Raw genomic sequence first — 23,573 nt, forward strand, 5'->3', positions numbered from 1 at the left:
GTTCATGCGCGCAAACTCCGCCCTCAACGCTCAGGCCCGCGATGGCCTTCGTCCGGGCGAGGCTGCCAAGCTCGCCTTGTGATGCCATCCGCCCCCGTGCCGCATATGATCGGCCCCGGGCCTGTGTTGAGGACAGTCAGGGCATACCCCTGCCGTCTTTGCTGTTCAAGGGGTTGGTGGCGCGGAAGACGGATGGGGGATGTGGCCGGCGATTGAGCGCGGGCTGCGCCACCGGATCGAGCCGTGACCAGGCAAAAGCGGAATCCTTCTCCTTGCGCAGGGCGGGTACGCGCTTGATCGTTTCGGCGACCAGAAGACCGGAAAAGCCCTGCCAGAGGGATAAGCCGATGCGCTCCCACGCCGGGGCGGAGCGCACGAACACGGGGCGATCCACCGGCGGCATGAACAGGGCGGGCAGAAACCGGACCGGCTGCAGGCCGGCATTGGTGAGCAGGCTTTCCAGCTGGCCGCGGGAAAAGGGGCGGCCGTGTCCGAACGGGGTCTTCTCGGCGCGGGCCCACAGGCCGCGGCGGTTGGGCACAACAAAAACGGCATGCCCCTGCGGCGCCAGCACGCGCCAGATTTCCGCAAGGAGCCCTGAGAGATTTTCGGCCAGTTCCAGGCCGTGCACGGTGAGCACGAGGTCGATGCTGGCATCGGGCAGGGGCAGGGCGGCCTCATCGACAAGGGCGGTGAGCGAGGCCTCGCCCTTTGGCCAGTGCACGACACCCTGCCGCGCCGGCATGAAGGCAAGCGGTGCACGCCCGTCACGGCGGTAGCGCTCCAGCCAGGGGGCGGCATAGCCGAGGCCGAGAACACGGGCATCGGCCGGCGGGCGCGTGCATTGGCGCAGGGCCCGGGCGATGAGATGCCGGGTCGCACCGCCCAGGGACGTGGCATAGAACCTTTGCAGCTGCAGAACGTCGATGCTCATGTCCCCGATGAGGTCTCTCGCCCCTTTTTCCAATCCTTTCACCAGGAGAAAACCGGGATTTTGCGCGCGCGTGCGGTCTTTATGGTTTTGTGACCGGTGCACTTCCCGCGCGCGGCGCATTGTTCCATATATGACAACAAGAGGAAACGCGGCGAATGCGCCCGCTTTAGGCCCTTGGGAGGATTACGCCATGAGCGTTCTCGATATCCGCATCATCCGCTGCCGGACGGACAATTACGCCTTCATCGTGCACGATCCGGAAAGCGGCCAGACCATGGTGGTGGACACGCCCGAATTCGGCCCCATTGACGCGGAGCTTGAGAAGGAGGGCTGGGGGCTCGACCTGATTGTCAACACCCATCATCACCATGATCACGTGGATGCCAACCTGGCGCTGAAAGAGAAATACGGCGCGAAGGTCCTGGGCCCCAAGCATGATGAGGGGCGCATTCCCGGCATGGATCGCGGCTTGCGCGATGGTGACGGTTTCAGCCTCGGTGATCACAAGTTCGATGTCATTGCCGTGCCGGGGCATACCCTGGGGCATCTCGCCTATTACATCTGTGATCAGAAGGCGGTGTTTACCGGCGATACCCTCTTCTCGCTGGGCTGTGGCCGCATGTTCGAGGGTGATGCCGAAACCATGTGGCATTCCCTGGATCTGTTGCGGCATTTGCCGGATGAGACCCTGATGTTCTGCGGGCATGAATACACCCTGAACAATGGCGAATTCGCCCTGACGGTGGAGCCGAACAACAAGGCCCTGCAGGAACGCGTCGCGGAAGTGCGGGAGCTCTTGCGCGCCGGCAAGCCGACGATTCCGGTGACCATCGCGCGGGAAAAGGAGACCAATCCCTTCCTGCGCCCGGAGAGCATCGAGATCCGGGAGAACCTGGACATGATGGGTGTTGAAAACTACCGTGTCTTTGCCGAATTGCGCCAGCGCAAGGACAATTTCTGAGCCTGTCGCTTGCGGGTTTTGCGGGTCATGGTTCGGCGGGAAGAGCCGGATGGGCGCACGGGCAGGCGGCTGAACGGAGAGAAGGCATGCGGCGCATGCGATTTGAGCATTGGCGAAAGAAGGCGTTGGCCGGCGCGTTGTTTGCTCTCGCGTTCGGTTTTGCCTTAAGCATTGGCGGCTTCATGCAGCCGGCTGTGGCCGGCAAGGCAAAGATGCGCGCCAAGGTCTATTCCACAACCCATGGCTGGCTGTGGGCCGGGCAGATCGTGCGCGGAGAACCGGACCTTCCCATCGGCTGGCGCGCCTATCCCGTCTCGATGTTCGATGACGTTTATGTTGTCCAGCCGGACCGCCGCCGCTATCGCGTCAATTTCAAAAGCCGCTTCCGCACAAGACCAAGGCGCTAGGCGCTGATCCTTCTGGCATAAGCGGCGTAAAACGCCCCCGGTCTTTTTCTCATGTAGCAGTCCTTCGCCTTGCCAGATGCCAGGCTGGTCAAACGTCTTGCCGATATGTCTCCTTTCAATGGCCGGCCCTCTTTTTTCGAGCGGTAAACATGCCATAATGCGACTCCCTGACGCAGTGTCGTCCGAAAGGTGCGGCGCGTTCATTGGTTTCCTTGAGTTTCCGGACATGGGGCCATGGCCTGGCACAATCGCATTCTTCACGTTGATCTCACTGCAGGGCGCTGTCTTGAGCGGCCGCTGAACAGGCAGTGGCGCGATGCCTATATCGGCGGCCGCGGACTGGGCACGCGCTATCTCTATGCCCTGGGAGCGCAGAAGGCAGAGCCGCTTTCATCCGACAATCCCCTCATTTTCGCCACCGGGCCGCTGACGGGTACGGCGGCGGCAACGGCGGGGCGTTATGTGGTGCTCACCAAAGGGCCGCTGACCGGCGCGATCGCCTGTTCCAACTCCGGCGGTCACTTCGGTGCCGCGCTTAAGCATGCCGGATGGGACATGATCATCATCACCGGGCGGGCAGAACAGCCCGTCTATCTTTTCATCGACGATGATGATGCCCGCCTGCTGCCGGCGGAAGGCTTCATCTGGGGCGAATCGTTCTGGGAGGCGGAAGAGCGCCTGAAAGCGCGGCACGGGCATGACATTCACGTGGCCGGCATTGGCCGCGCCGGCGAGAATGCAGTGCGGTTTGCGGCGATCATGAACGATCGCGACCGCGCAGCCGGGCGCTCCGGCGTGGGCGCGGTGATGGGAGCCAAGAAACTGAAAGCGATCGCCGTGCGCGGCCGCAAGGGGGTGTCCGTGCATGATCCGGCACGGTTAGCGGCCGAGGTGACCGCCCTGCAGGAGCGGCTTGCGCAAGCGCCGGGGCGGGAGCGGCTGGCGGTCTATGGCACGGATGCGATGATGAGCAAGACCTGCGCCTTCGGCTCTTTGCCGACGCGCAATGCCACCCGCACCAGCTTCGAGGGCTGTGAGCGCATTTCCGCGGAAGCCATGCGCACGCCGCCCGGCCCGGGCCGGCGGCCCAACCTGGTGCGCAACAAGGCCTGTTTCGCCTGCACCATCGGCTGCGGGCGCATTGCGCGCATCCAGCCCGATCATTTCACCGCCCGCTTCGGGGCGCGTTACCTGAAGCCGCAGGGCGGGCTGGAATATGAATCCGCCTATGGCCTTGGCGCCATGGTTGGGGTGGATGATCTCGACGCCTGCACCTTTGCCAACATGATCTGCAACGAGGAGGGCATGGACCCGATCTCCTTCGGCGTCACGCTGGCGGCGGCCATGGAGCTGTTTGAGCGCGGCATTATCGATGAAACGGAGACGGGCGGCCTGATTCTGCGTTTCGGTCATGCGGAAGCGCTGGTGGAAGCGGTGCAACTGACCGCACGCCGGGAAGGCTTTGGCGCGCGTCTGGCGGAAGGGGCGGCGCGGTTGTGTGCGCATTATGGTCATCCCGAGCTGGCCATGGTCGTGAAGGGGCAGGAATTTCCCGGCTATGATCCGCGCGCCATGCAGGGCATGGGCCTGGCCTATGCCACAAGCCCGCGCGGCGCCTGTCACTTGCGGGCCGATCCCTATGCCAGCGATTTTGAAACGCCTGATCCCGCTGTGAAACCGCGCATTGTGAAGGAAACGCAGGATGAACACGCCGCTATCGACACGCTTGGCGTCTGCCTGTTTTCGACAACAGCCTGGGCGCTTGATGATCTGGCGCGGTTGATGGACGCCGCCTGCGAAGGCGACTGGGACGCCGAACGCCTGCGGGAATGTGGCGAGCGCATTTTCACGCTGGAGCGGCTGTTCAATCTCGAGGCCGGTTTTACGGCAGCGGATGATTGCCTGCCGGAGCGGATGTTGAAGGAACCGGCGCCGGATGGCGTCAATGCCGGGCGGGTTTCGGCATTGAAGGAGATGCTTCCCGTCTATTACCGCCTGCGGGAATGGGATGCGCACGGGATCCCTGTGCAGCCGCTTCTTGCACGGCTGGGGCTGAAGGACCTTGAAACGCCCGCCTGGGGGAACGAAGGCTGAGGCGGAAGCGGAAACGGCGGCATGGCGCAGGCGGCATCATCCTCTCCGGCATTGCTCGACCGGCTCGAGGCGGCCATCGCCGAAGGCCGGATCAAGCCCGATGCCGGGCAGCGGCGGGTGGCGGAAAAACTGGCCGATCTTTCGCGCCGGCTTGCCCATTACGATCCGCGGCAGGGGCGCGGCGGGCTGTTTTCACGGCTGTTTGCGCCACGCACACGCACGACGGAGGCCCCGCGCGGGCTTTACATCTGGGGCGAGCCGGGCCGCGGCAAGACCATGCTGATGGATCTTTTCTTCGAGACGGTGCCCGTGCCCCCGGATGACCGCCGCCGCGTGCATTTTCATGCCTTCATGCAGGATGTGCACAGGCGCATCCATGACATACGTGCCAAGCAGGCGGCAGGCATCATCTGGGAGGATGCCGACCCCGTGGCGGAGGTGGCGCGCATCCTGTTTGAGGATGCCTGGCTGCTCTGCTTTGACGAATTTCAGGTGACCGACATCACCGATGCCATGATCCTGGCGCGGCTGTTCGATCATCTCTTCTCGCTGGGCACGGTGATGGTGGCCACGTCCAATGTGCCGCCCGATGCACTCTATGCCGACGGGCTCAATCGCGGGCTGTTCGAGCCTTTTATCCTCAGCCTGTGTGCCCGTTGCGAGGTGGTGGCCCTGACCGGCGAGACGGACTATCGCCTCTGCGGTCCCTCAGGCGATGAGGTCTGGGTGGCACCATTGGGGCCGGATGCCGATGCGGCCATGGATCGCATGTGGCTTTCCGCCATCGGGGCGCTGAAGGCACAGCCGCTGCCCATTGATCTTGGCGGACGGGTGCTGATGGTGCCGCGGGCGGCGGGTTCGGCGGCGCGCTTTTCTTTCGCCGATCTCTGCGAGCGTCCCCTGGGAGCGGCGGACTATCTGGCCATTGCCGAGCGGTTTCATGTGCTGTTTATCGATCACATCCCAATTCTGGCGCCGGAGCAGCGCAACGAGACCATGCGCTTCATCACGCTGGTGGATGCACTTTATGACAAGCGTGTGCGGCTGGTGGCCTCCGCGGCGGGGCAGCCCGGCGAGCTGTATCCGGAAGGGCCGCTGAAAGGCATGTTCGGGCGCACGGTCTCGCGGCTGGAAGAGATGCGGCGCACCGGCTGGCCGCCCCTGCGCGATGCGGCGGAGACATGAGCAGAAACATGAGCCAAGGGCTATATCCTCGCGGAATCGTGACAATGTGGTAAGTTGCCCTGCGCGCCTGATTGGCCATACATCTTCTTTTGTCGGGAGCGTGAGATTGCGAGGCGACGGCGGCAGGCAGCCTTAAGAGGAAGAGATGTTCAACTATCTGGCCAACCCCACGCGTTTTCTGCGCCTGCAGAAGGCGGTTCAGCCCTGGCTGATCGCAGCGACGGTGCTTGTTCTCGGCTATGGCCTCTATCTCGGGCTGTTCGTGGCGCCGCCGGATTATCAGCAGGGCGAGACGGTGCGCATCATGTTCATTCACGTGCCCGCCTCGATACTGGCCATGGGCATATACGTGTTCATGGCCATTGCGCATGCCGTGGGCTTCATCTTCCGGCATCCGCTCGCCGATGCCGCGGCCAAGGCGGCCGCGCCGGTGGGGGCGGTGTTCACCTTCATCTCGCTGGCGACCGGATCGCTGTGGGGCAAGCCCATGTGGGGCACCTGGTGGGTGTGGGATGCGCGGCTGACATCCATGTTCGTGCTCTTCCTGCTCTATCTCGGATACATCGCCGTGTGGCAGGCGGTGGAGGAGCCGCATCGTGCCTCGCGCATTGCCGGAATCGTGGCGCTGGTGGGCGTGATCAACGTGCCCATCATCAAGTTCTCGGTTGAGTGGTGGAACACGCTGCATCAGCCTTCATCGCTTCTGCGCAAGGGCGGGCCGGCCATCGACCCCACGATCCTGACGCCGCTTCTGTGGTGCATCGCCGGGTTTGCGCTGCTGGCTGCGGTGCTTGTGCTTCATGCCCTGAGGGCCGAGGTGCTGGCGCGGCGCGTGCGCCAGATGGAGCTGGCACAAGTGGGGAGGGCCGGGTGAGATGGATCTGCAGGCTAAGCATATCGGCTTTGTGCTGGCGGCCTATGCCGTGAGTTTCTTAAGCGTCCTGGCGCTGATCGTTGCGGTGTGGTGGCGCGGGCGCCGTGTCGCGCGCCGGCTTGAAGAGCTTGAACGCATGGGCGCGCCCCGGCGGCGCAAGATGACGGCGGTTTCCGGTCAGGACAGCGAAAGCGAACAGAAGGAGCTGACTGCATGAGCGAGGACCGGCAGCAGGACGAAATCCGGGCGGACAATCCGGCCGAGAAGGCCGAAACGGCAGGCGATGACGAACAGCAGCGGCCGCGCATCCGTCTGGTGGTGCTGCTGCCGCTGATTGCTTTTGCCGTGATTTCCGCCTTCTTCGTCTGGGGGCTGATCAAAGGCAATCCCCGCTATATTCCCTCGGTGCTGATCGGCAAGCCGGTGCCGGAGTTCAACCTGCCGCCGCTGGCCGGCGCGCGCACTCTGGACGGCAAGCCGGTGCCGGGGCTGTCCTCGGCGGATCTGAAGGCGATACCGGGTATCAAGCTGGTGAGCTTCTTTGCCTCCTGGTGCGTCTCCTGCCGGCAGGAGCATCCGTTTCTCATGGAACTGGCGCGAAAGAAGGTGATCCCCATCGTTGGCATCGCTTATAAGGACGCGCCGGAGAAGTCTCTGGCCTGGCTTGAGGAGCTGGGCAATCCCTACAGCCGCATCGGGGTGGACCGTAAAGGACGCACCGGCATCGATTTTGGGGTCTATGGCATTCCGGAAAGCTTCTTCGTCGATGAGCGCGGCATCATTGTTTACAAATACACTGGCCCTTTGAGCCCCACGGCCTGGGAAAAGGAGGTGGTGCCGGCACTGGAGAAGGCGCGCAGGCAGGCCGAAAACGGCAAGGGGTCATGATGCCGCTTTGGTCCGGATGGTGCCAAGACCGTGGCCTTGCCCTGTGACGTATGCTGGAAGAGGAAGCGGCGGCCCTGATGCCGCAGGTCGAGCGCTTTAGGGCGTTCCTCTCCGTCAGACTCCAGACGCATTGCGTCACGGGCGGGCTCGCGTGCATAATGCCCGATGACCTTCGCGCCGCATCGGGCGCGAGAATGGCGCGTTTGCGTATTCAAAAAGAAGAGGGGAGGGTGAACATCCCATGAGCAGCAAGGTCTATCCGGTTCCGGAGGAGTGGGCCAAGAAGGCCTGGATCAACAAGGAAAAATACGAGGAGCTCTACGAGAAGTCGGTGAAGGAAAACGAGGCCTTCTGGGCGGAGCAGGGCCTGCGCATCGACTGGTTTGAGCCCTACACCAAGGTCAAGGATGTCTCCTACGATTACGATGATGTGCACATCCGCTGGTATTACGACGGCGTGACCAACGTCTGCTACAACTGCGTGGACAGGCACCTGCCGGACCGGGCCGATCAGGTGGCCATCATCTGGGAAGGGGACGAGCCCGATCAGGACCTGAAGATCACCTATGCCGAGCTGCACAAGAAGGTGCAGAAGTTCGCCAACATCCTTAAAGCCAACGGCGTGAAGAAAGGGGATCGGGTGACCATCTACATGCCGATGATCCCCGAGGCCGCCTATGCCATGCTGGCCTGCGCGCGGATTGGGGCCATTCATTCGGTGGTCTTCGGCGGCTTTTCGCCGGATTCGCTGGCCGGGCGCATTGTGGACTGCAAGTCCAACTTCGTGATCACGGCGGATGAGGGTGTGCGCGGCGGCAAGCGCATTCCGCTGAAATCCAACGTGGACAAGGCCATCGAGATTGCCGCAAAGGATGGCGTGACCGTGGACAACGTGCTGGTGGTGAAGCGCACCGGCGGCGAGATCAACTGGGTGGACGGTCGCGACATCTGGTATCACGAGGCCTATGAAGCGGTGGCGGATGAGTGCCCGTGCGAGCCGATGAATGCGGAAGACCCGCTGTTCATTCTCTATACCTCCGGCTCCACCGGCAAGCCCAAGGGTGTGCTGCACACCACCGGCGGCTATCTCGTCTATGCCAGCATGACGCACCAGTATGTCTTCGATTATCACGACGGTGATATCTACTGGTGCACGGCGGACGTGGGCTGGATCACCGGTCACAGCTACATTGTCTATGGTCCGCTGGCCAACGGTGCCACGACGCTGATCTTCGAGGGCGTGCCGAACTATCCGGATCCCTCGCGTTTCTGGCAGGTGGTGGACAAGCATCAGGTAAACATCTTTTACACGGCGCCGACGGCGATCCGCGCGCTGATGGGCGCTGGTGATGAATGGGTTAAGAAAACCTCGCGCAAGTCCCTGAAGCTTCTGGGAACGGTGGGCGAGCCCATCAATCCGGAAGCGTGGGAGTGGTATTATCACGTGGTTGGCGAGGGACGCTGCCCGATCGTCGATACCTGGTGGCAGACGGAGACGGGCGGCATTCTCATCGCGCCGCTTCCTGGCGCCACCGACCTCAAGCCCGGTTCGGCCACCAAGCCTTTCTTCGGCATTCAGCCGGCGCTTCTGGACAACGACGGCAACGAGCTTGAAGGCCCGGCCGAAGGCAACCTGGTGATGAAGGATTCCTGGCCCGGGCAGATGCGCACTGTCTTCGGCGATCATCAGCGTTTCGTGGAGACCTACTTCTCCACCTTCAAGGGCTATTACTTCACCGGCGACGGCTGCCGCCGCGACGAGGACGGCTATTACTGGATCACCGGCCGCGTTGATGACGTGCTGAACGTTTCCGGTCACCGCATGGGCACGGCGGAGATCGAATCGGCGCTGGTGGCGCATCCGGCGGTGTCGGAAGCGGCGGTGGTCGGCTATCCGCACGACATCAAGGGGCAGGGCATCTACTGCTATGTGACCCTGATGGCCGGGCATGAGCCCAGCGAGGAGCTGCGCAAGGAGCTGGTGCAGTGGGTGCGCAAGGAGATCGGCCCGATCGCAACCCCCGATTTCATCCAGTTCGCCTCCGGCCTGCCCAAGACACGGTCGGGCAAGATCATGCGCCGGATTTTGCGCAAGATCGCGGCCAACGACTATGGCGATCTCGGCGATACCTCCACGCTGGCTGATCCTTCCGTTGTGGACGAGCTTATCGAGAACCGCCTCAATCGCGGCTAAACCACAATCATGAAATAATTGCGGAAGGAGGGCGCATCCCGAGCGGGAAGCGCCCTCTTCTTGTTTGCGGTCGTTCACACTTTATGAGGGATTTTGGTGAATAATGCAGGCATAAATAGGAATTGATCCCGCATAACGTTATGGCACGTAAAATTCATGCTGGCATAGCGAGCGAGGGCTGAGCTTCGAGAAATGCGGATTGGGTTGTATCAATATCAATTATGGCGCCAGAACCGTGCTTGGATATTATTAGGCGTGTTTGTTCTTTTGGGATGTTTAACCATTGGTCTGTTCTCTGGTTATATTGCAAAAACAATGCAAACTCTTAATTCATTAAATATGCATGAAAGTTTTGGTTCTGATGAATTATTAATTCATGAAGTTAACTGGGTAGTTTATAAAAAATTTATGATATTGGGGTTTGTTGTTTCTCTGGGGCTGTTTGGCTTGGCAGTTTATTATTATAGATCTGTGGAAAAATTTATTCCTGCCAGAAGGATTTTTGAGGATGAAGAGCCGGAATTGCATAAAATTGCTGAATTGGTGGCCATCCAGCTTGGTATGGCCAAGCCTCGGTTGATGATGGTGGATGCACCCGGCCTGAACGTGATTTCCTGGGGGCTGTCTCCCAATTCTGCAACTGTTATCTTTACGCCGGAAGTCTTGACCACTTTGAGCCCAGAAGAATTGCGTGCAGCTATTACTCATGCATTATTAGGGCTGAGGAATGGAGATGTGCAATTTGTTATTGTTGCTCAAGCAATATTTTTTGCTTTTATAGGAGAATTTATAAAACAAGTTAAAGCAGAAGGCATCACAAATGTTGCAATTATGAATTTAATACCGCTAGTATTTTCTTGGATATATTTTCCTTTGGAAATAAATATCATAATTTCTCTTTTAGTCATCATCCCTTGGAGTATGCTGTGGATGCGTCAGTGGGTGCGCAGCCAGCGCGATCACGGGCGGGATGCCCAAACGATTGACATTACGCATGATCCGGCAGCGTTGATGTATGCCCTTATGGCAATGCAGAAAAATCCATGGATCCCGCCTGGGGACGATTTCATCGCCCCATTATGCATGGTCGGCGAGACAGACGGCATTCATGCAACGCATCCGCCACTGGAAAAGCGCTTTCGGGATATTATGCTTCATGCACGAGTTTCTCCAGAAGAAGTTATTAAGAAAGCGAATCAAAGGCGTAATAAGATTAAAAAAAGTCGATCAATGATGCATAAGAACAATTCTGGAATAAATATAACGTATGAAGGGCAGGTCAAGATGGCTGGATTTCATGCTAATTATAAGTTGGCTATGTTTATACTCATGTGCTTTTTCATTGCACTGGTTTATATTAATAAATAAATATCATTATATTTTTGTTAAGTTAGGCAATTTAGTATTGTGTTTTTAAATCTGTGTGTAAAGCTTGGTTGAATTAGAGCCAACGAGAAGGAGACCGGGGAAATGCCTGAGAGCATCATCAAACGTGTAAAACGCCTGATTTCTGCCAGCATCAACGATGTCATGGATTCCATTGAGAAATCCAATGGCTTGGCACTGATGCGTCAGACCATCCGCGAAATCGATGATGCCATTCGTGAGATTGATGAGCGGCTGGGGAATATTGGCGCGGAATTGGTGCGCATGGAAAACATGATGAAGTGGCTGAAATCCAAGCATGAAGAAAAGGTGAAGAAGCTGGAGCTCGCCTTGCGGAAGAACCGTGAGGATCTTGCGGAAATGGTCATTGGCGAGCAGATGCAGATTGAAGAAGAGCAAGCGCACCTTAAAAAGTCCATGCAGCGGCTTATGGATGAGGCCAAGGAGCTTCAGGAACTGCGGCACAGGGCCGTGAGCTACCGGCATGACCTGGCTGAGCGTTATCAGGCGTGGAAGGCGGCACATCCGGAGGTTGCTTCGGAAGTTACTGATGAAATTGCACCGAATGAAACGCTTTCGCCGTTCAATGAAGCTGCCTTCGAAAAGATCGTCAGGACCGCCGAAGAAACTTTCCTCCGGGCCACAGGGCAGCAGTTCAAGCCGGATGCCGAAAAAATTCCGGAGCGTGTTGCACACATGCAAGAGCTGGACCAGCTGGCGCGTGAGGAGGAAATCCGCCGGCGTCTTGAAGAGGCAAGGCAGCGGCTTGCTTCGTGATCAAGGCCATCTGCCATATCTTTGATATAGGAGATGAATCATGAATATGGTGTTTGGGCTGATGGCGGGAGGTGCCCTCCTGGTTCTGGGTGGGGTGATGTACTTCATCCGCTCATTCAATCTCATGCATAAACTGCGCAAACGCTGCCAAAGGGCCTGGGCGGATATAGATGTTTATCTGCGGCAGCGGCATGACATGATCCCGCAATTGGTTGAGACACTGCATGGACTTATGCGCCATGAGAATCGGATCGTGCAGGAAGTGCTGCACGCCCAGACACGCGCGCTTCAGGCCACGGCGATCGACGAGCGCATTGAGGCGGAGAACGCCCTTTCCAATGTGCTTGCCAATATCTTGCCTGAATTGAACAAAATTCCCGAATTGTATGCATCGAGGGAATTCATCAGTCTGCGGGAAGCGATCATTGAAATTGAAGAAAAGCTGGCCGCAGCTCGCCGCCATTACAATCTGGCGGTTGATGAATACAACACTGCTCTGGAGCAGTTTCCGGGGATGCTGTTTAAGGGCAAGATGGATTTTCAGCCTTTCCGCTTCTTTTCCCTGGGAATGGATCGGCCAATGGTGGAGCAGCGCCCGGCTGTGCAGTTTTGATGTGTGCTTCGGTCGGATTGCAGGTGTGCGTGCAAGGTCCTGGCGTGATGCTAATTGACATGTTTGCATGCAGGCTCATGCAGAACAGGTGTGTTTTGCTCCATTACTGAATCACTGATGCTTGGAATGGAGCAGATGCGATATTTCTGCCGGCTTGGAATGGAGGCGTCTTAATCGGCGCCTCCATTCATTTGATGTGCCTGAAGCGGATAGACGCGGATGGTTGAAATCACTGTCCGGCGCGGCGGGCCTGAACGGCGAGGGAGAGCAGGCAACGCTCGACGATGGCGTTGGCCAGCTCCTCCGGGCGGGTGCGGCTTTCTTCCATGGCCTTGAGCACGGCACGGGCGGCCTGTTCCAGGCGCTCCACCGGCCACAAGCGCAGCTGCCGGATCATGGCATCGCGGCGGGCAAAGAAAATGGGCGGTTGGGCGCGGCGCACCACTTCCTCAGGGCGTTCGCCGGAAGCAACCTGAAGGGCGAGAGCCTTGAGCCGGTTGAGATGGGAAGCCGTGGCGGCCAGGAGAGCAGAAGGGTGAGTGCCTTCCGCCGTAATGGCCGCAAAGAGGCGGGTGGTGGCGGCAAAGTCGCCGGTGAAGCAGGCGTCCATCATGTCCGGCAGGGTGTGGGCAGCGGCATCGCCGCAGATGGCGCGAACATCTTCCAGCGTGACGGTGTTCTTGCCATGACAGTAAAGAGTGAGCTTTTCCAGCTCCATGCGGGAAAGGGCGCGGTCGGCCCCGAGAATCTGGGAGAGGGCGAGAAGGGCATCGGGTTCGGCGGTGAGGCCTTCCTTTTCCAGTGTTTCGCGGATCAGGCGCTGAATATCCCTTGCCGAATCCTCATAAACGGGGGCGGCAGCAAAGGTTTCGCCTTTTTCGAAAAGGCGGCGCAAACGGGATGTGGGCTTCAAGGCGCCAGTGGTGATGAGGATCAGCGTGTCCCCGGGGGAGAGATCCGCCAGCCCTTCCAGTGCGGATACGGCAGCATCGCCCGCATCGCGCAGGCGCACGAGACGTCGGCTACCGAACATGGACAGGGCGCGGGCTTCATCGGCAAGACGGCCGGGGTCATCCTTCAGCGTGGCCTCGTCAAGAGTGATTGTTTCCACCTCCTGTGGCGGATCACCCGCATGGGTGCGGGCGATGCGCTCGGCCAGTTCGGCAACGCCGCCGCGATCAGCGCCATAAACGAGAACGGCGATGAAACGCCCGCCTGCGATATCCTTGAGAAGCCTTGCCTGATCCTTGGGTTTGTAGACGGTCATGAGCGCGCAAGATCAGCTGCCGTGCGTGGCAAGATAGGAGGCGAGGCGCGTGCGGATATCCCGGGCGATGATGCGCGCAAGGGCCTCGCGGGCGGAATCGCGGGCACGTTCGTTGGCGATGGGCAGGCGTGTGCGGGTGTATGTGGTATCGGCGAAGGTGCTGCCCTGATGGACTATGCGGCCTGAACGGGTGTCAACAAGCTGATAGGCCACATCCAAGGTCAGGCGCTGTTGCGTGCTGTCGCTGTTGCCGGCGACAATGGCGCGCCCTTCCTTTTCCTTGACGGAAAAATCCAGCCGCAAAGGCCCGTTTCCTTCTGCCGCCGGTGGAATGCCCTCGAGCAGGGCATTGCGAATCAGCTGTCCGGTCCGTGTTCCTTGCGGGGAGACCTCGATGTCGCGCAGGGCGGATTCCACGCTCTGGCCCGTGGTGCCCTCTCCATAGAGCGGCGAAAATCCGCAGGCGGAAAGAGCAGGGGCGAGCACGAGCAAGAGTATCCAGGCCACGATACGCATCCAAGGTCTCCCTTTGCGCGAACAGATTCGCCCGCTCGGGACGCATGCCCCAGCTTGTGCCCCGGATACAGGACTTCGCCCGGATCCGGGACTCATTTGGCGACGACATTGACGATGCGACCAGGCACGATGATGACCTTGCGCACCGACTTGTCACCCACCGCCCGTTTTACCGCATCCCGCTGAAGGACCAAAGCCTCGATTTCCTCGTTGGGCATGGACTTGGGTACGACAATCTCATCACGGCGCTTGCCATTAACCTGAATGGGCAGGGTGACCGTGTCCTCCTCAAGCAGCTCTTCCTCCGGCTCCGGCCAGGCGCGTAAGGCCAGAAGCCCTTCCTGCCCGAGGGCCTGCCAGCATTCCTCGGCCAGATGCGGCATCATCGGCGAGAACATCTGCACCATCAGGCGCGCGGCCTCGTGCAGGGTCCAGGCCTGATCCGCGGTCATGTCCTTGGCATGGCTCTTGAGAAAATCGGAGATGGCGTTGGCCAGCTCATAGATGCGGGCGACAGCGCGGTTGAAACGCAAGGCCTCGATGTCCTCGGTGACCGCCTTCAGGGCCCGGTGGGCCGCCTTGCGCAAGCCCTGAGCGGCGTCGGAGAAGGTTTCGGGCCTTTCCGCCGGCGGCTGATGATCGGCGATGGTGTTGATCATGCGCCAGACGCGCTGGGTGAAGCGCCAGGCGCCCTCGACGCCGGCCTCGGTCCACTCGAAATCGCGATCGGGCGGGCTGTCGGAGAGAATGAACCAGCGCGCGGTGTCGGCCCCGTACTGTTCGACGATGTTTTCGGGGTCGATGACGTTCTTCTTGGACTTGGACATCTTCTCCACCGCGCCGGCGATGATCTTCTCGCCGGTTTCGATGTGGTAGAGAGAGCCGTCCTCGCGCTGGCCGACGAGCGCGGGCTCCACCCATTCGCCGCTTTCGGTGCGATAGGTGCGATGCAGCACCATGCCCTGGGTGAAGAGGGCGGCGAAGGGCTCTTTGAGGTGCAGATGACCGGTGTCCTTCATGGCGCGGGCGAAGAAGCGCGAGTAAAGGAGGTGGAGGATGGCGTGCTCGATGCCGCCGATGTACTGATCCACCGGCATCCAGTATTTCGCCTTTTCGAGGTCCACCGGCTCCTCGGCCTTCGGCGAGCAGAAGCGGGCATAATACCAGGAGCTGTCGATGAAGGTATCGAAGGTGTCGGTCTCGCGCGTGGCCTCACCGCCGCATTGCGGGCATTTGACGTGCTTCCAGGTGGGATGCCGCTCCAGCGGGTTGCCCGGCTTGTCGAAAGTGACATCCTCAGGGAGGGTAACCGGCAGATCCTCCTTCGGCACGGGCACCACGCCACACTTGGGGCAATGAATGACGGGAATGGGGCATCCCCAGTAACGCTGACGGGAAACGCCCCAGTCACGCAGGCGATAGTTCACCTGACGCTCGCCAATGCCCATCTCCTCCATGCGGCGGGCGATTTCCTCCTTGGCCTGACGCGGGGTGAGGCCATTGAGGAAATCGGAATTGATCATGACGAGATCGTCGCCTTCCGAATCGGTGAGGGCTTCATCGCCGATCTCGCATTTCTCCGGCGGTGTTTCCTTCGGGCAGACGACGGGAATGACCGGCAGGCCATATTTGCGGGCGAAGTCAAGGTCGCGCTGGTCATGGGCAGGACAGCCGAAGATGGCGCCCTCGCCATAGCCCATGAGCACGAAGTTGGCGGCATAGACGGGCAAAAGCACGTCCGGCCGGAAGGGATGCACGGCATTGAGCGGCAGGCGGATGCCCTTTTTCTCGGCCTTCTCAATGGCCTCTTCCGATGTGCCCAGCGCGGCGCATTCGCGGCGGAAGGCAGCAATGTCGGCATCCTTCTCCGCCAGGGCCTTGACGATGGGATGATCGGCGGACAGGGCGACGAAGGACGCGCCGAAAATCGTGTCCGGGCGGGTGGTGAAAACCGGCAGGCGCTCCGGCCAGGGGTTGCCCTGTTCGTCGCGAAGCTCAAAGGTGAAGCGCACGCCTTCGGAGCGGCCGATCCAGTTGCGCTGCATGAGCTTCACCTTCTCGGGCCAGTTCTTCAGCTCATCCAGCCCTTTCAGCAGATCCTCGGCATAGTGTGTGATCTTGAGGAACCACTGCTCCAGCTCACGCTTTTCAACCAGGGCGCCGGAGCGCCAGCCACGGCCGTCGATCACCTGTTCATTGGCCAGCACCGTCTGATCCACCGGATCCCAGTTGACCATGGACTTCTTGCGCTCCACCAGGCCGGCCTTCATGAAATCGAGGAACATGGCCTGCTCGTGCTTGTAGTATTCGGGATCGCAGGTGGCGAACTCGCGCGACCAGTCAAGGGAAAAACCGAGGCGTTTGAGCTGGCCCTTCATGTGGGCGATGTTGTCATAGGTCCACTTCTTGGGATGGACGCCCTTGTCCATGGCAGCGTTCTCCGCGGGCATGCCGAAAGCATCCCAGCCCATGGGGTGCAGAACGTTGAACCCCCGGGCGCGCTTGTAGCGGGCGAGAACGTCGCCGAGGGTGTAATTGCGCACATGGCCCATGTGGATGCGCCCGGACGGATAGGGGAACATCTCCAGGACATAGAATTTCGGCCTGTCATCGTCCTCACTGGCGCGGGCGTATCCGGCTTCTTCCCATGCCTTTTGCCATTTCGGCTCCGCCTCGCGGAAATTGTAGCGATCCTTGCTCATGGCCCTTCAGTCCGCCCCTTTGTGGCTTGCGATCACTGATGATCGATCGTGTTGCACCGCCGGGTGATTGCCCCGTCTCTTGTCGAAGCAGGGCGAATGGCCCTATCTGTTGGGCACTCAAGGCGGCTGTCTGCATTTCTGTTCGACTGCGGCGTTGAGTATCAGCCTGCGTGCGTCGGCGCAAGGGACGCTGCACTAGGGAAGGGCGGATCATGACGGAGGACACGAGCATGCAGGATGCGGCGCGGCGGCTGGCCGAAGTTAAGGAGCGGATCGCGGCCGCCTGTGCCGAGGCCGGGCGTGATCCAGCGGACGTGACGCTGATTGCCGTATCCAAGACCTTTCCGGGCGAGGCGATCCTGCCGGTTCTCGAGGCGGGGCAACGACATTTCGGCGAGAACCGGGTGCAGGAAGCGCGGGACAAATGGCCGGCGCTCAAGGACCGTTTCGATGATGTCACGCTGCATCTCATCGGACCGTTGCAGACCAACAAGGTGAAATATGCGGTGCGGCTTTTTGACGTGATCCATACCGTGGATCGGCCGAAGCTGGCGGAGGCGCTGGCGCGGGAGATGGAAAAGCGCGACAGGCGGCTTCCTGTCTTCGTGCAGGTGAATACGGGCAAGGAGCCGCAAAAGGCCGGGGTGATGCCGGAGGAGGCGGATACCTTCATCCGGGACTGCCGGGAGGTTTATCAGCTCAATGTGGTGGGACTGATGTGCATTCCGCCGGTGCATGAGGAACCGGCGCTGCATTTTGCCCTGCTGGAAAAGATCGCGCGTCGCAACGGCCTGCAACAGTTGTCCATGGGCATGAGCAACGATTTTGAAACAGCGATCCGTTTCGGTGCCACGCACGTGCGGGTCGGCTCGGCCATCTTCGGCCCGCGCGGAACGCCCGTGGGTGGGTAAACTCCGTCCGTGCCCGGGGGCTGGAAAGGGGCTGTTAAGGCTATCGTGGCAGGTTTGGGGCATGAGCCCTGAAATCCGCCGCACAAGGAATGATGGTCATGCAGTCCCGGCAGTTGCGTTTTCTAGATGCACGTGATGGCATCCTCATCGGCATTCTCGGTATCGGTTTCGTTCTGGCCCTGGCGGCTTGGATCTTCGTGCATGTTTTCAGCGTGAAGCTGGCGGAAGTCCATCTCAAGCACCGGGCGAAGGGCATTGCCGAAGAAGTGGTGCGCATGCTCGGCTCTGAGCCGCAGGGGCAGTCGATCGAAGGTGCTTTGCGCGTGACCATGGAGATGATGGGCATCCGCGGCCTGGCCGTTCTTGGCAATGACGGCAACATCCTGATCCACGCCGGCAAGCTGGCCAAGGTGGCGGACGGACAGAAGGTGATCCAAGGTGCGGATGGCATCCGTCTGTCTTCAATGATGCAGAACGTGGACGGGCTGGCGCAACGCTATGTTCATGTGGTGGTGCCGGATGAACAGACCGGCCTGGTGGCCATCATGGACATGGAGGCCGACGGGCTGATTGCCTGGTATCGCCGGATCGGGACGGTGTTTGCCGAAGTCATCACGGGCCTGCTGGCTCTGGGCGTGCTGGTCATCGGGTTGACACTGAGCCGGCGCTATCAGGAACGGGTTCTGGCGGACAAGGAAATTGCGACATTGCGCCAGCAAAACGCCGAGGAACAGAAGCGGGTGGAGGCCCTGCAGCTGCAGCTTATCCGGCTTCAGGAAGAAATGGCGGAGCTAAACCGAAAGCTTGCTAAAGCCATGAAGGATCATGCCGGCAGGAAGGGTGCGAAAGGCGACCAGGCCCGGGCCTCGACCGGAACGGATGGTGGGCGCTGAAAAACGGGGCTATTGCAGAGATGGCACTTGGCATGCCCGCATGAAAAACACAGCATCATTTTGCTGTTGCATCCTGCCAACAGCGGCGATTATCTAGAGCCGTAAAGAGCGTGCAGGGGTTTGCATATCCACGGAGCTGATGCCGAACATGGCGGCCGCAAGGCGAGGCAAGCGTGTTCTGATCGTGCTGCACCAGGCGACATCGACGCCGGGGCGGATCGGGCATTGGCTGCGCCAACGCGGTGTTGAACTGGATATTCGCTATCCCGTTTTCGGGGATGAGCTGCCTGCGAGCCTGGAAGCGCATCATGGCGCGATCATTTTCGGTGGCCCCGGATCGGTCAACGACAATTGCGCGCATTTCCGCAAGGAGATCGACTGGCTCTCCGTGCCCCTGCGCGAAAACAAGCCCTATATCGGTATTTGCCTGGGGGCGCAGATGCTGGCCAAGCATCTGGGCGCCAGGGTTGGGCCGCATCCGGACGGATATTGCGAAGTGGGCTATTACCCCGTGCGGCCGACTTCACTGGGCGCGGCCCTGTGCGATTGCTGGCCGGAATATGTCTATCAATGGCATCGGGAAGGCTTTGACATACCGGCCGGTGCACAAAAGCTTCTGGAAGGGCTGGGGTATTTTCCCAATCAGGCCTTTCGCTTCGGGGCGGCGTTTGGTTTTCAGTTCCATCCGGAAGTGACCACCGCCATGCTGCATCGCTGGACGGTCAAATCCGCCGAGAGTCTGTCCTGGCCCGGAGCGCGGCCGCTGTCCACCCATTTCGAGGACAGGCTCGTGCATGATCCGGCCGTTTCCTGCTGGCTGGACCGGTTCCTCGATTTCTGGCTGACCCTGCAGCCGGGCCGTCAGGATCAGGTTGCGGCCTGAATGTCAGTGACAGGGGCTGATCCCGCGGGGTTTTTGCCTTTGCCATTCGGGCGCTTCTAAAGGCGTTTTCCTTTACTCCGCCTCTTCCTCCAGAGCCTGGCCGTAGTGAAAGCGGGCGATCTCCATGCGCTCCAGAGCCTCCTGTTCCAGCGGCTCCAGGTCCAGTTTCGCTTCCGCTTCCAGAACCTTGTCCAGACGGGCGCGGGTTTCCGGATGCCGGGGCACGAAGAGGCTGCAGGTATCCTCGCAGGGACGTGCCGAGATTTCTTCCGTTCCGATGCGGGCGGCGAGATCAATGATCTCCCGCTTGTTGAAACCGGCGAGCGGACGCAGGACGGGCAGGGTGGCGGCAGCATCAATGGCGGCCATGTTCTCCAGCGTCTGGGAGGCGACCTGTCCGACGCTTTCGCCGGTGATGAGCGCGCGCGCTTTCACGCGGGCGGCATAGCGACAGGCGATGCGCATGAAGCTGCGCCGGAGCAGCACCACGCGCAGGGCTTCCGGCGCACGCTCTTCCAGATGCAGCTGGATAGGCAGCACGGGGCACAGGGCCAAATTCAGGCGCCCCTGAAAATCGCTGAGGCGAGAAGCCAGATCCTTGGCGGCCTCGATGGGTTCGTCGGAGGTCTGGGGGGCGGAATGAAAGTGCAGGGGCAGAATGCGCACGCCGCGCTTCATCATGAGAAAGGTGGCAACGGGCGAATCAAAGCCGGCGGAGAGCAGAGCGACAGCGCGGCCAGAGGAGCCGACGGCAAGACCGCCGATGCCGCGTTCCTTGACATAAACGGCGATGTGCCGGTCCAGCACCTCGATGATGACCTCGCGGTCGAAGCCTTTCATGGCGGCCTTGAGCTTCTCACCGCGGGTGCGGAACATGGCGGCGGCGAAAGCGCGCTCGATCTCGAAGGATTTCAGGGGAAAGCGCTTGTCGGTGCGGCGTGCGGTGACACGGAAGGTTCCGCCCGCGACGAGATCAGCCATGCGCGGCGCAAGGGTAAGCAGGCTGTCCATATCCTTGTTCGTGGTGTGCACGAAGCCGAAGGTGGAAACGCCGGGGAAAAGGGCGAGGTCCTTGCGCACGGTCTCTTCGGCTTCGGCCGTCAGCCCTTCGCCGATCTCATCCAGAAAGATGCGCCCCCAGGCATTACGCGCCCGCAGGGGGAGCGCACGAGCTCGTGCCCAGGCGTTGAGGTTGGCAATGAGTTGCTCCTCGAATTGCCGGCGCCGGCCGCGCTTGAGGGCTATTTCGTCGTAATGGACGATGAGGCGTTCCTGACCGCTGGACATGGACGGGTCCCATAATGGTGGTTTCGCTTGACGGGGAATTGCAGCCGTATCCTAAGCGCAATGCGGTTGTCTTGCAGCACAGGGATTGTCAAGCCCGCATTGAGATTTGGACAGAGTTCAAATGAAAATTCGCTTATCAGCGAATTTTCACACCACTCACCGCCCCGCGCCCCCGCTTGGGCCACCCGATATTATGCATCAAACAGGGTGCTTGGGCGGCCGACGCGGGACGGTTTAGTGAATTATCGGTTGGGCTCTCAGGGGAAGCCCGCCCATCGTGATGAGGGATCAACGGGTGTTCTGGGCGACGCGGGTGGAAACAGGCGTTTTCTTGAGAAGGGCCAACACCTGTTTGCGATACTGGCGGAAGAGCTCCAAGGCCTTGCCCTTCAGCCTGACGCGCGTGGCCACACGTACGCGCAGCGGATTGACCGGCTTTTTGTTGATGCGCACTTCGTAATGCAGATGCGGGCCGGTCACGCGGCCGGATGCGCCGACATAGCCGATGACCTGCCCCTGCCGGACACGCACGCCCTTGCGAATGCCGCGGGCGATGCGGCTCTGGTGGGCATACAGCGTGACATAGCCGTTGGGATGGCGGATCATGACCGTGCGGCCATAGCCGCCACGCCAGCCGGCATGAATGACGACACCATCGCCGGCGGCGCGAATGGGCGTGCCGGGCGGGGCGGCAAAGTCCACACCTGTGTGGAGCTTGGTGTAGCCGAGAACGGGATGGCGTCGATAGCCGAAACCTGAGGAGATGCGCGCACCGGAGATGGGTGTGCGCATCAGGTTGCGGATGACGGAACGCCCTTTCTCATCGAAGAAGGCGGTGCGGCCCTTGGGCGTGGTGAAACGGTAGATGGCGTGTTTGCGGCCGCTGAGTGTGAGGGCGGCGTAATAGAGAACCTTTCTGCGCTTCGACGAACCGGAGCGGGGCGCGCCATAGAGAATCTCGAAGGTATCGCCTTTCTTGACCTGGCGCTGCAGGTCGATGCTGTAGCCAAAGGCCCGCAGCATTTCGCTGATGATGTAGGGCGGCACCCCCTTGTCCCGCGCGGCGGCGTAGAGAGAGGAGGTGATGGTGCCGCGCACGTGGATATAGGGGCTTTCCTTCGTGGCCTTCTCTTTCGTGCGCGCGCGGACGGTGAGGGTCTTGTCGCGTTCGATGCGGGCGGAGAACTGGCCGTCCTCGTCGGATTCGACGATCAGCTTGCGGCCGGGGGCCACGTTCAGGGCGAGATAGACGGGGTAGGTGACTTCCGATCCGTAGAAGTCCTGCTGACGGTCGAGCGTGATGGCGATCTTCTGTCCGGCCCGCAGCTTCAGGCCCGGAACCGTCTTCTCGATTGTGGCCTGCAGGGCGCGGGCCACTTCCTCGGATACGCCGAGTCGCATGAGGTGATCGATCAGGGTTTCGCCCGCCTTGAGAAGGATGGTGCGATCCACGGGCTCAAGCGGCGGGCGCTTGCGGACGACAGTTTCATTGCCCGCAGATCCGAGGCCCGATCTGCCCGGTGCATAGTAGAGAATGCCCTGCAACACCTCAGGCGTGGACACGTCACGCAGGATTTCGGTTTCCGCCGGCAGGCTGGCCAGCTGAATGAGGGGCTCCTTGGATGTTGCCTCGGATTTTTCCTCTGGCGCGGTTGTGATAGCTTGATTGCTCCCCAAAGACAGGGGCAATGCCGCATTGAGAGCGGCCGATTGCGTCACTGCGGTTTCCAGATCCGTCTTGGCGGAAATCACGGGCCGCTGCCATGGCACGTCCGTACCGGTGCGCGCCGTCTGTTCGGGGCGGATGGCGGCGGTGCCGCGGCCTTCCATCATGGTGATGAAAAGGGAGACGGCCACAAGGCCGAGAATGGCCCCCGCACCACCGGCGAGAAAGATCATGCGCCGGCCGCTCGCCGCCTTCCTCGGCTGAATGTTTTCAGCGAAGAAATCCAGAGGATCATCGTGGAGATGATTGGGGTGATCCTCGCTTCCGTTGCCGGAATGAAAGGCGTCGTTCGAAGGAGACTCCATGCCCGAGGAGAAGAGAGAATCGTCTTGATTCCGGTGAAACCGCTCAGACGTATGGTTGCGCCCCGAACCGAAGCCAGGATTACCCATTTGCACCGTCCCCTCAGGCACTGACTGTGCGGCCTTTCACGGAAAGCTCGCCCCAAGCCATCTGCCCTCAAGTTTACAGAGGGTTTGTGATGAAAACGTGGCGAAACGGTGTTTGCTGCCGTCTCGATGCGGGTGCCCCCTGACTTGCGGACAAGGCCGGCGATTGAATTTGCGCAAAATGCCTTCTTTCGCGGCCGTGTCCGGCAAAAGGCAATGTGGCAGGCCACCCGGGTTTCGTCAAGCCTAGGTGGAACAAGGTTAGGAAATGGTTAACGATGCGTCCTGAAGTGTGCGAGGGATGTGGTGATGGTCGCGTCTTGTGCGCGATTGATGGCGGAATTTCACACGCATTGATATGGCGTGAAAAAAATCGAAAAAAGGTGCTTGACAGGAGAAAATCACTGCGCATATAAGACGCGCACCTCGCGGGGCCGAGGCGGCGCGAAAGTTCGCAACGACGTGTCGCTGCTGCCGCGATCTCCTTGAAAAGCCGTGCTGATTGCCGATAAGCGGTTCTCCGGAGAGAGGCGCTTGCGGCACGGTTCGCGCTTGAAGGAGGCGGTCCCGCCGCTGTTTGACAGAGTGTGAAAAGAGTGCGTGGCAGGCATTCTGCAAGGGAATGCCTTGCAAGTGGCGAGGCGATGGGGGCAAACCAAAAAAATCGCCTCGAGGAAAAAATTCCC

General features: G+C 60.5%; 20 protein-coding genes. 14 read left to right on the forward strand and 6 right to left on the reverse strand.

Annotated elements, in window-relative coordinates:
- Window positions 1-136 precede the first annotated feature (136 nt).
- Entirely contained in the window at window positions 137-934 is a 798-nt protein-coding gene (locus EK16_RS07270; RefSeq protein WP_197059643.1) for a class I SAM-dependent methyltransferase, read from the reverse strand.
- Between the two features lie 190 nt (window positions 935-1,124).
- Between EK16_RS07270 and gloB the strand changes: the two genes are divergently transcribed.
- The 11 genes from gloB to EK16_RS07330 all read left to right on the forward strand — a co-directional run bounded on the left by gloB (window position 1,125) and on the right by EK16_RS07330 (window position 12,313).
- Window positions 1,125-1,895, forward strand: a complete 771-nt coding sequence (gene gloB / locus EK16_RS07275) for a hydroxyacylglutathione hydrolase (RefSeq protein WP_038035578.1) — start codon at window positions 1,125-1,127, stop codon at window positions 1,893-1,895.
- A 182-nt stretch (window positions 1,896-2,077) separates the two neighbouring features.
- Complete coding sequence (locus EK16_RS07280) at window positions 2,078-2,302, forward strand: hypothetical protein (RefSeq protein WP_197059644.1); 225 nt, start codon at window positions 2,078-2,080, stop codon at window positions 2,300-2,302.
- A gap of 234 nt (window positions 2,303-2,536) precedes the next feature.
- Window positions 2,537-4,396, forward strand: a complete 1,860-nt coding sequence (locus tag EK16_RS07285; protein ID WP_051929051.1) for an aldehyde ferredoxin oxidoreductase family protein — start codon at window positions 2,537-2,539, stop codon at window positions 4,394-4,396.
- A gap of 21 nt (window positions 4,397-4,417) precedes the next feature.
- Entirely contained in the window at window positions 4,418-5,581 is a 1,164-nt protein-coding gene (gene zapE, locus EK16_RS07290) for a cell division protein ZapE (protein WP_051929052.1), read from the forward strand.
- A gap of 145 nt (window positions 5,582-5,726) precedes the next feature.
- On the forward strand, window positions 5,727-6,455 hold the full coding sequence (locus EK16_RS07295) for a heme ABC transporter permease (RefSeq protein ID WP_038035581.1): 729 nt from the start codon (window positions 5,727-5,729) through the stop codon (window positions 6,453-6,455).
- A 1-nt stretch (window position 6,456) separates the two neighbouring features.
- On the forward strand, window positions 6,457-6,672 hold the full coding sequence (gene ccmD, locus EK16_RS07300; RefSeq protein WP_038035582.1) for a heme exporter protein CcmD: 216 nt from the start codon (window positions 6,457-6,459) through the stop codon (window positions 6,670-6,672).
- A complete protein-coding gene (locus EK16_RS07305) occupies window positions 6,669-7,343 on the forward strand; it encodes a DsbE family thiol:disulfide interchange protein (RefSeq protein WP_038035583.1) in 675 nt (224 codons plus the stop codon). The genes ccmD and EK16_RS07305 overlap by 4 nt, the downstream gene beginning before the upstream one ends.
- Window positions 7,344-7,584: 241 nt before the next feature.
- Window positions 7,585-9,537, forward strand: a complete 1,953-nt coding sequence (gene acs, locus EK16_RS07315) for an acetate--CoA ligase (RefSeq protein WP_038035585.1) — start codon at window positions 7,585-7,587, stop codon at window positions 9,535-9,537.
- Between the two features lie 192 nt (window positions 9,538-9,729).
- On the forward strand, window positions 9,730-10,905 hold the full coding sequence (locus EK16_RS07320; RefSeq protein WP_156098515.1) for a M48 family metalloprotease: 1,176 nt from the start codon (window positions 9,730-9,732) through the stop codon (window positions 10,903-10,905).
- A 102-nt stretch (window positions 10,906-11,007) separates the two neighbouring features.
- A complete protein-coding gene (locus EK16_RS07325; protein WP_038035587.1) occupies window positions 11,008-11,700 on the forward strand; it encodes a PspA/IM30 family protein in 693 nt (230 codons plus the stop codon).
- A 40-nt stretch (window positions 11,701-11,740) separates the two neighbouring features.
- Window positions 11,741-12,313 carry a LemA family protein gene (locus tag EK16_RS07330; RefSeq protein ID WP_081910346.1) on the forward strand — a complete coding sequence of 191 codons (573 nt, stop codon included), beginning with the start codon at window positions 11,741-11,743 and terminating at the stop codon, window positions 12,311-12,313.
- 229 nt (window positions 12,314-12,542) lie between these two features.
- On the opposite strand, the gene holA is transcribed toward EK16_RS07330, so the two are convergent.
- The 3 genes from holA to leuS all read right to left on the reverse strand — a co-directional run bounded on the left by holA (window position 12,543) and on the right by leuS (window position 16,798).
- A complete protein-coding gene (holA, locus tag EK16_RS07335; RefSeq protein WP_051929053.1) occupies window positions 12,543-13,580 on the reverse strand; it encodes a DNA polymerase III subunit delta in 1,038 nt (345 codons plus the stop codon).
- 12 nt (window positions 13,581-13,592) lie between these two features.
- Window positions 13,593-14,096, reverse strand: a complete 504-nt coding sequence (gene lptE, locus EK16_RS07340; protein WP_038035589.1) for an LPS assembly lipoprotein LptE — start codon at window positions 14,094-14,096, stop codon at window positions 13,593-13,595.
- Between the two features lie 92 nt (window positions 14,097-14,188).
- A complete protein-coding gene (leuS, locus tag EK16_RS07345) occupies window positions 14,189-16,798 on the reverse strand; it encodes a leucine--tRNA ligase (protein ID WP_038035591.1) in 2,610 nt (869 codons plus the stop codon).
- A gap of 212 nt (window positions 16,799-17,010) precedes the next feature.
- Here leuS and EK16_RS07350 point away from each other — a divergent pair, with 212 nt between their 5' ends.
- From EK16_RS07350 to EK16_RS07360, 3 genes are all read left to right on the forward strand, one after another.
- Window positions 17,011-17,709, forward strand: coding sequence for a YggS family pyridoxal phosphate-dependent enzyme (locus EK16_RS07350; protein ID WP_231573633.1), 699 nt, complete (start codon window positions 17,011-17,013; stop codon window positions 17,707-17,709).
- Between the two features lie 98 nt (window positions 17,710-17,807).
- Window positions 17,808-18,602 carry a hypothetical protein gene (locus tag EK16_RS07355; RefSeq protein ID WP_156098516.1) on the forward strand — a complete coding sequence of 265 codons (795 nt, stop codon included), beginning with the start codon at window positions 17,808-17,810 and terminating at the stop codon, window positions 18,600-18,602.
- Between the two features lie 139 nt (window positions 18,603-18,741).
- The gene (locus tag EK16_RS07360) at window positions 18,742-19,485 is read left to right on the forward strand and encodes a glutamine amidotransferase (RefSeq protein ID WP_051929054.1); all 744 of its coding nucleotides are present in this window, start codon (window positions 18,742-18,744) and stop codon (window positions 19,483-19,485) included.
- 72 nt (window positions 19,486-19,557) lie between these two features.
- On the opposite strand, the gene thiI is transcribed toward EK16_RS07360, so the two are convergent.
- Both thiI and EK16_RS07370 read right to left on the reverse strand, forming a co-directional pair.
- Window positions 19,558-20,772 carry a tRNA uracil 4-sulfurtransferase ThiI gene (gene thiI, locus EK16_RS07365; protein WP_038035598.1) on the reverse strand — a complete coding sequence of 405 codons (1,215 nt, stop codon included), beginning with the start codon at window positions 20,770-20,772 and terminating at the stop codon, window positions 19,558-19,560.
- A gap of 288 nt (window positions 20,773-21,060) precedes the next feature.
- Entirely contained in the window at window positions 21,061-22,803 is a 1,743-nt protein-coding gene (locus EK16_RS07370) for a M23 family metallopeptidase (RefSeq protein WP_051929055.1), read from the reverse strand.
- Between the last annotated feature and the right edge of the window lie 770 nt (window positions 22,804-23,573).

The organism is Thermopetrobacter sp. TC1, from assembly GCF_000746275.1.
Classification (GTDB): domain Bacteria; phylum Pseudomonadota; class Alphaproteobacteria; order Rhizobiales; family Aestuariivirgaceae; genus Thermopetrobacter.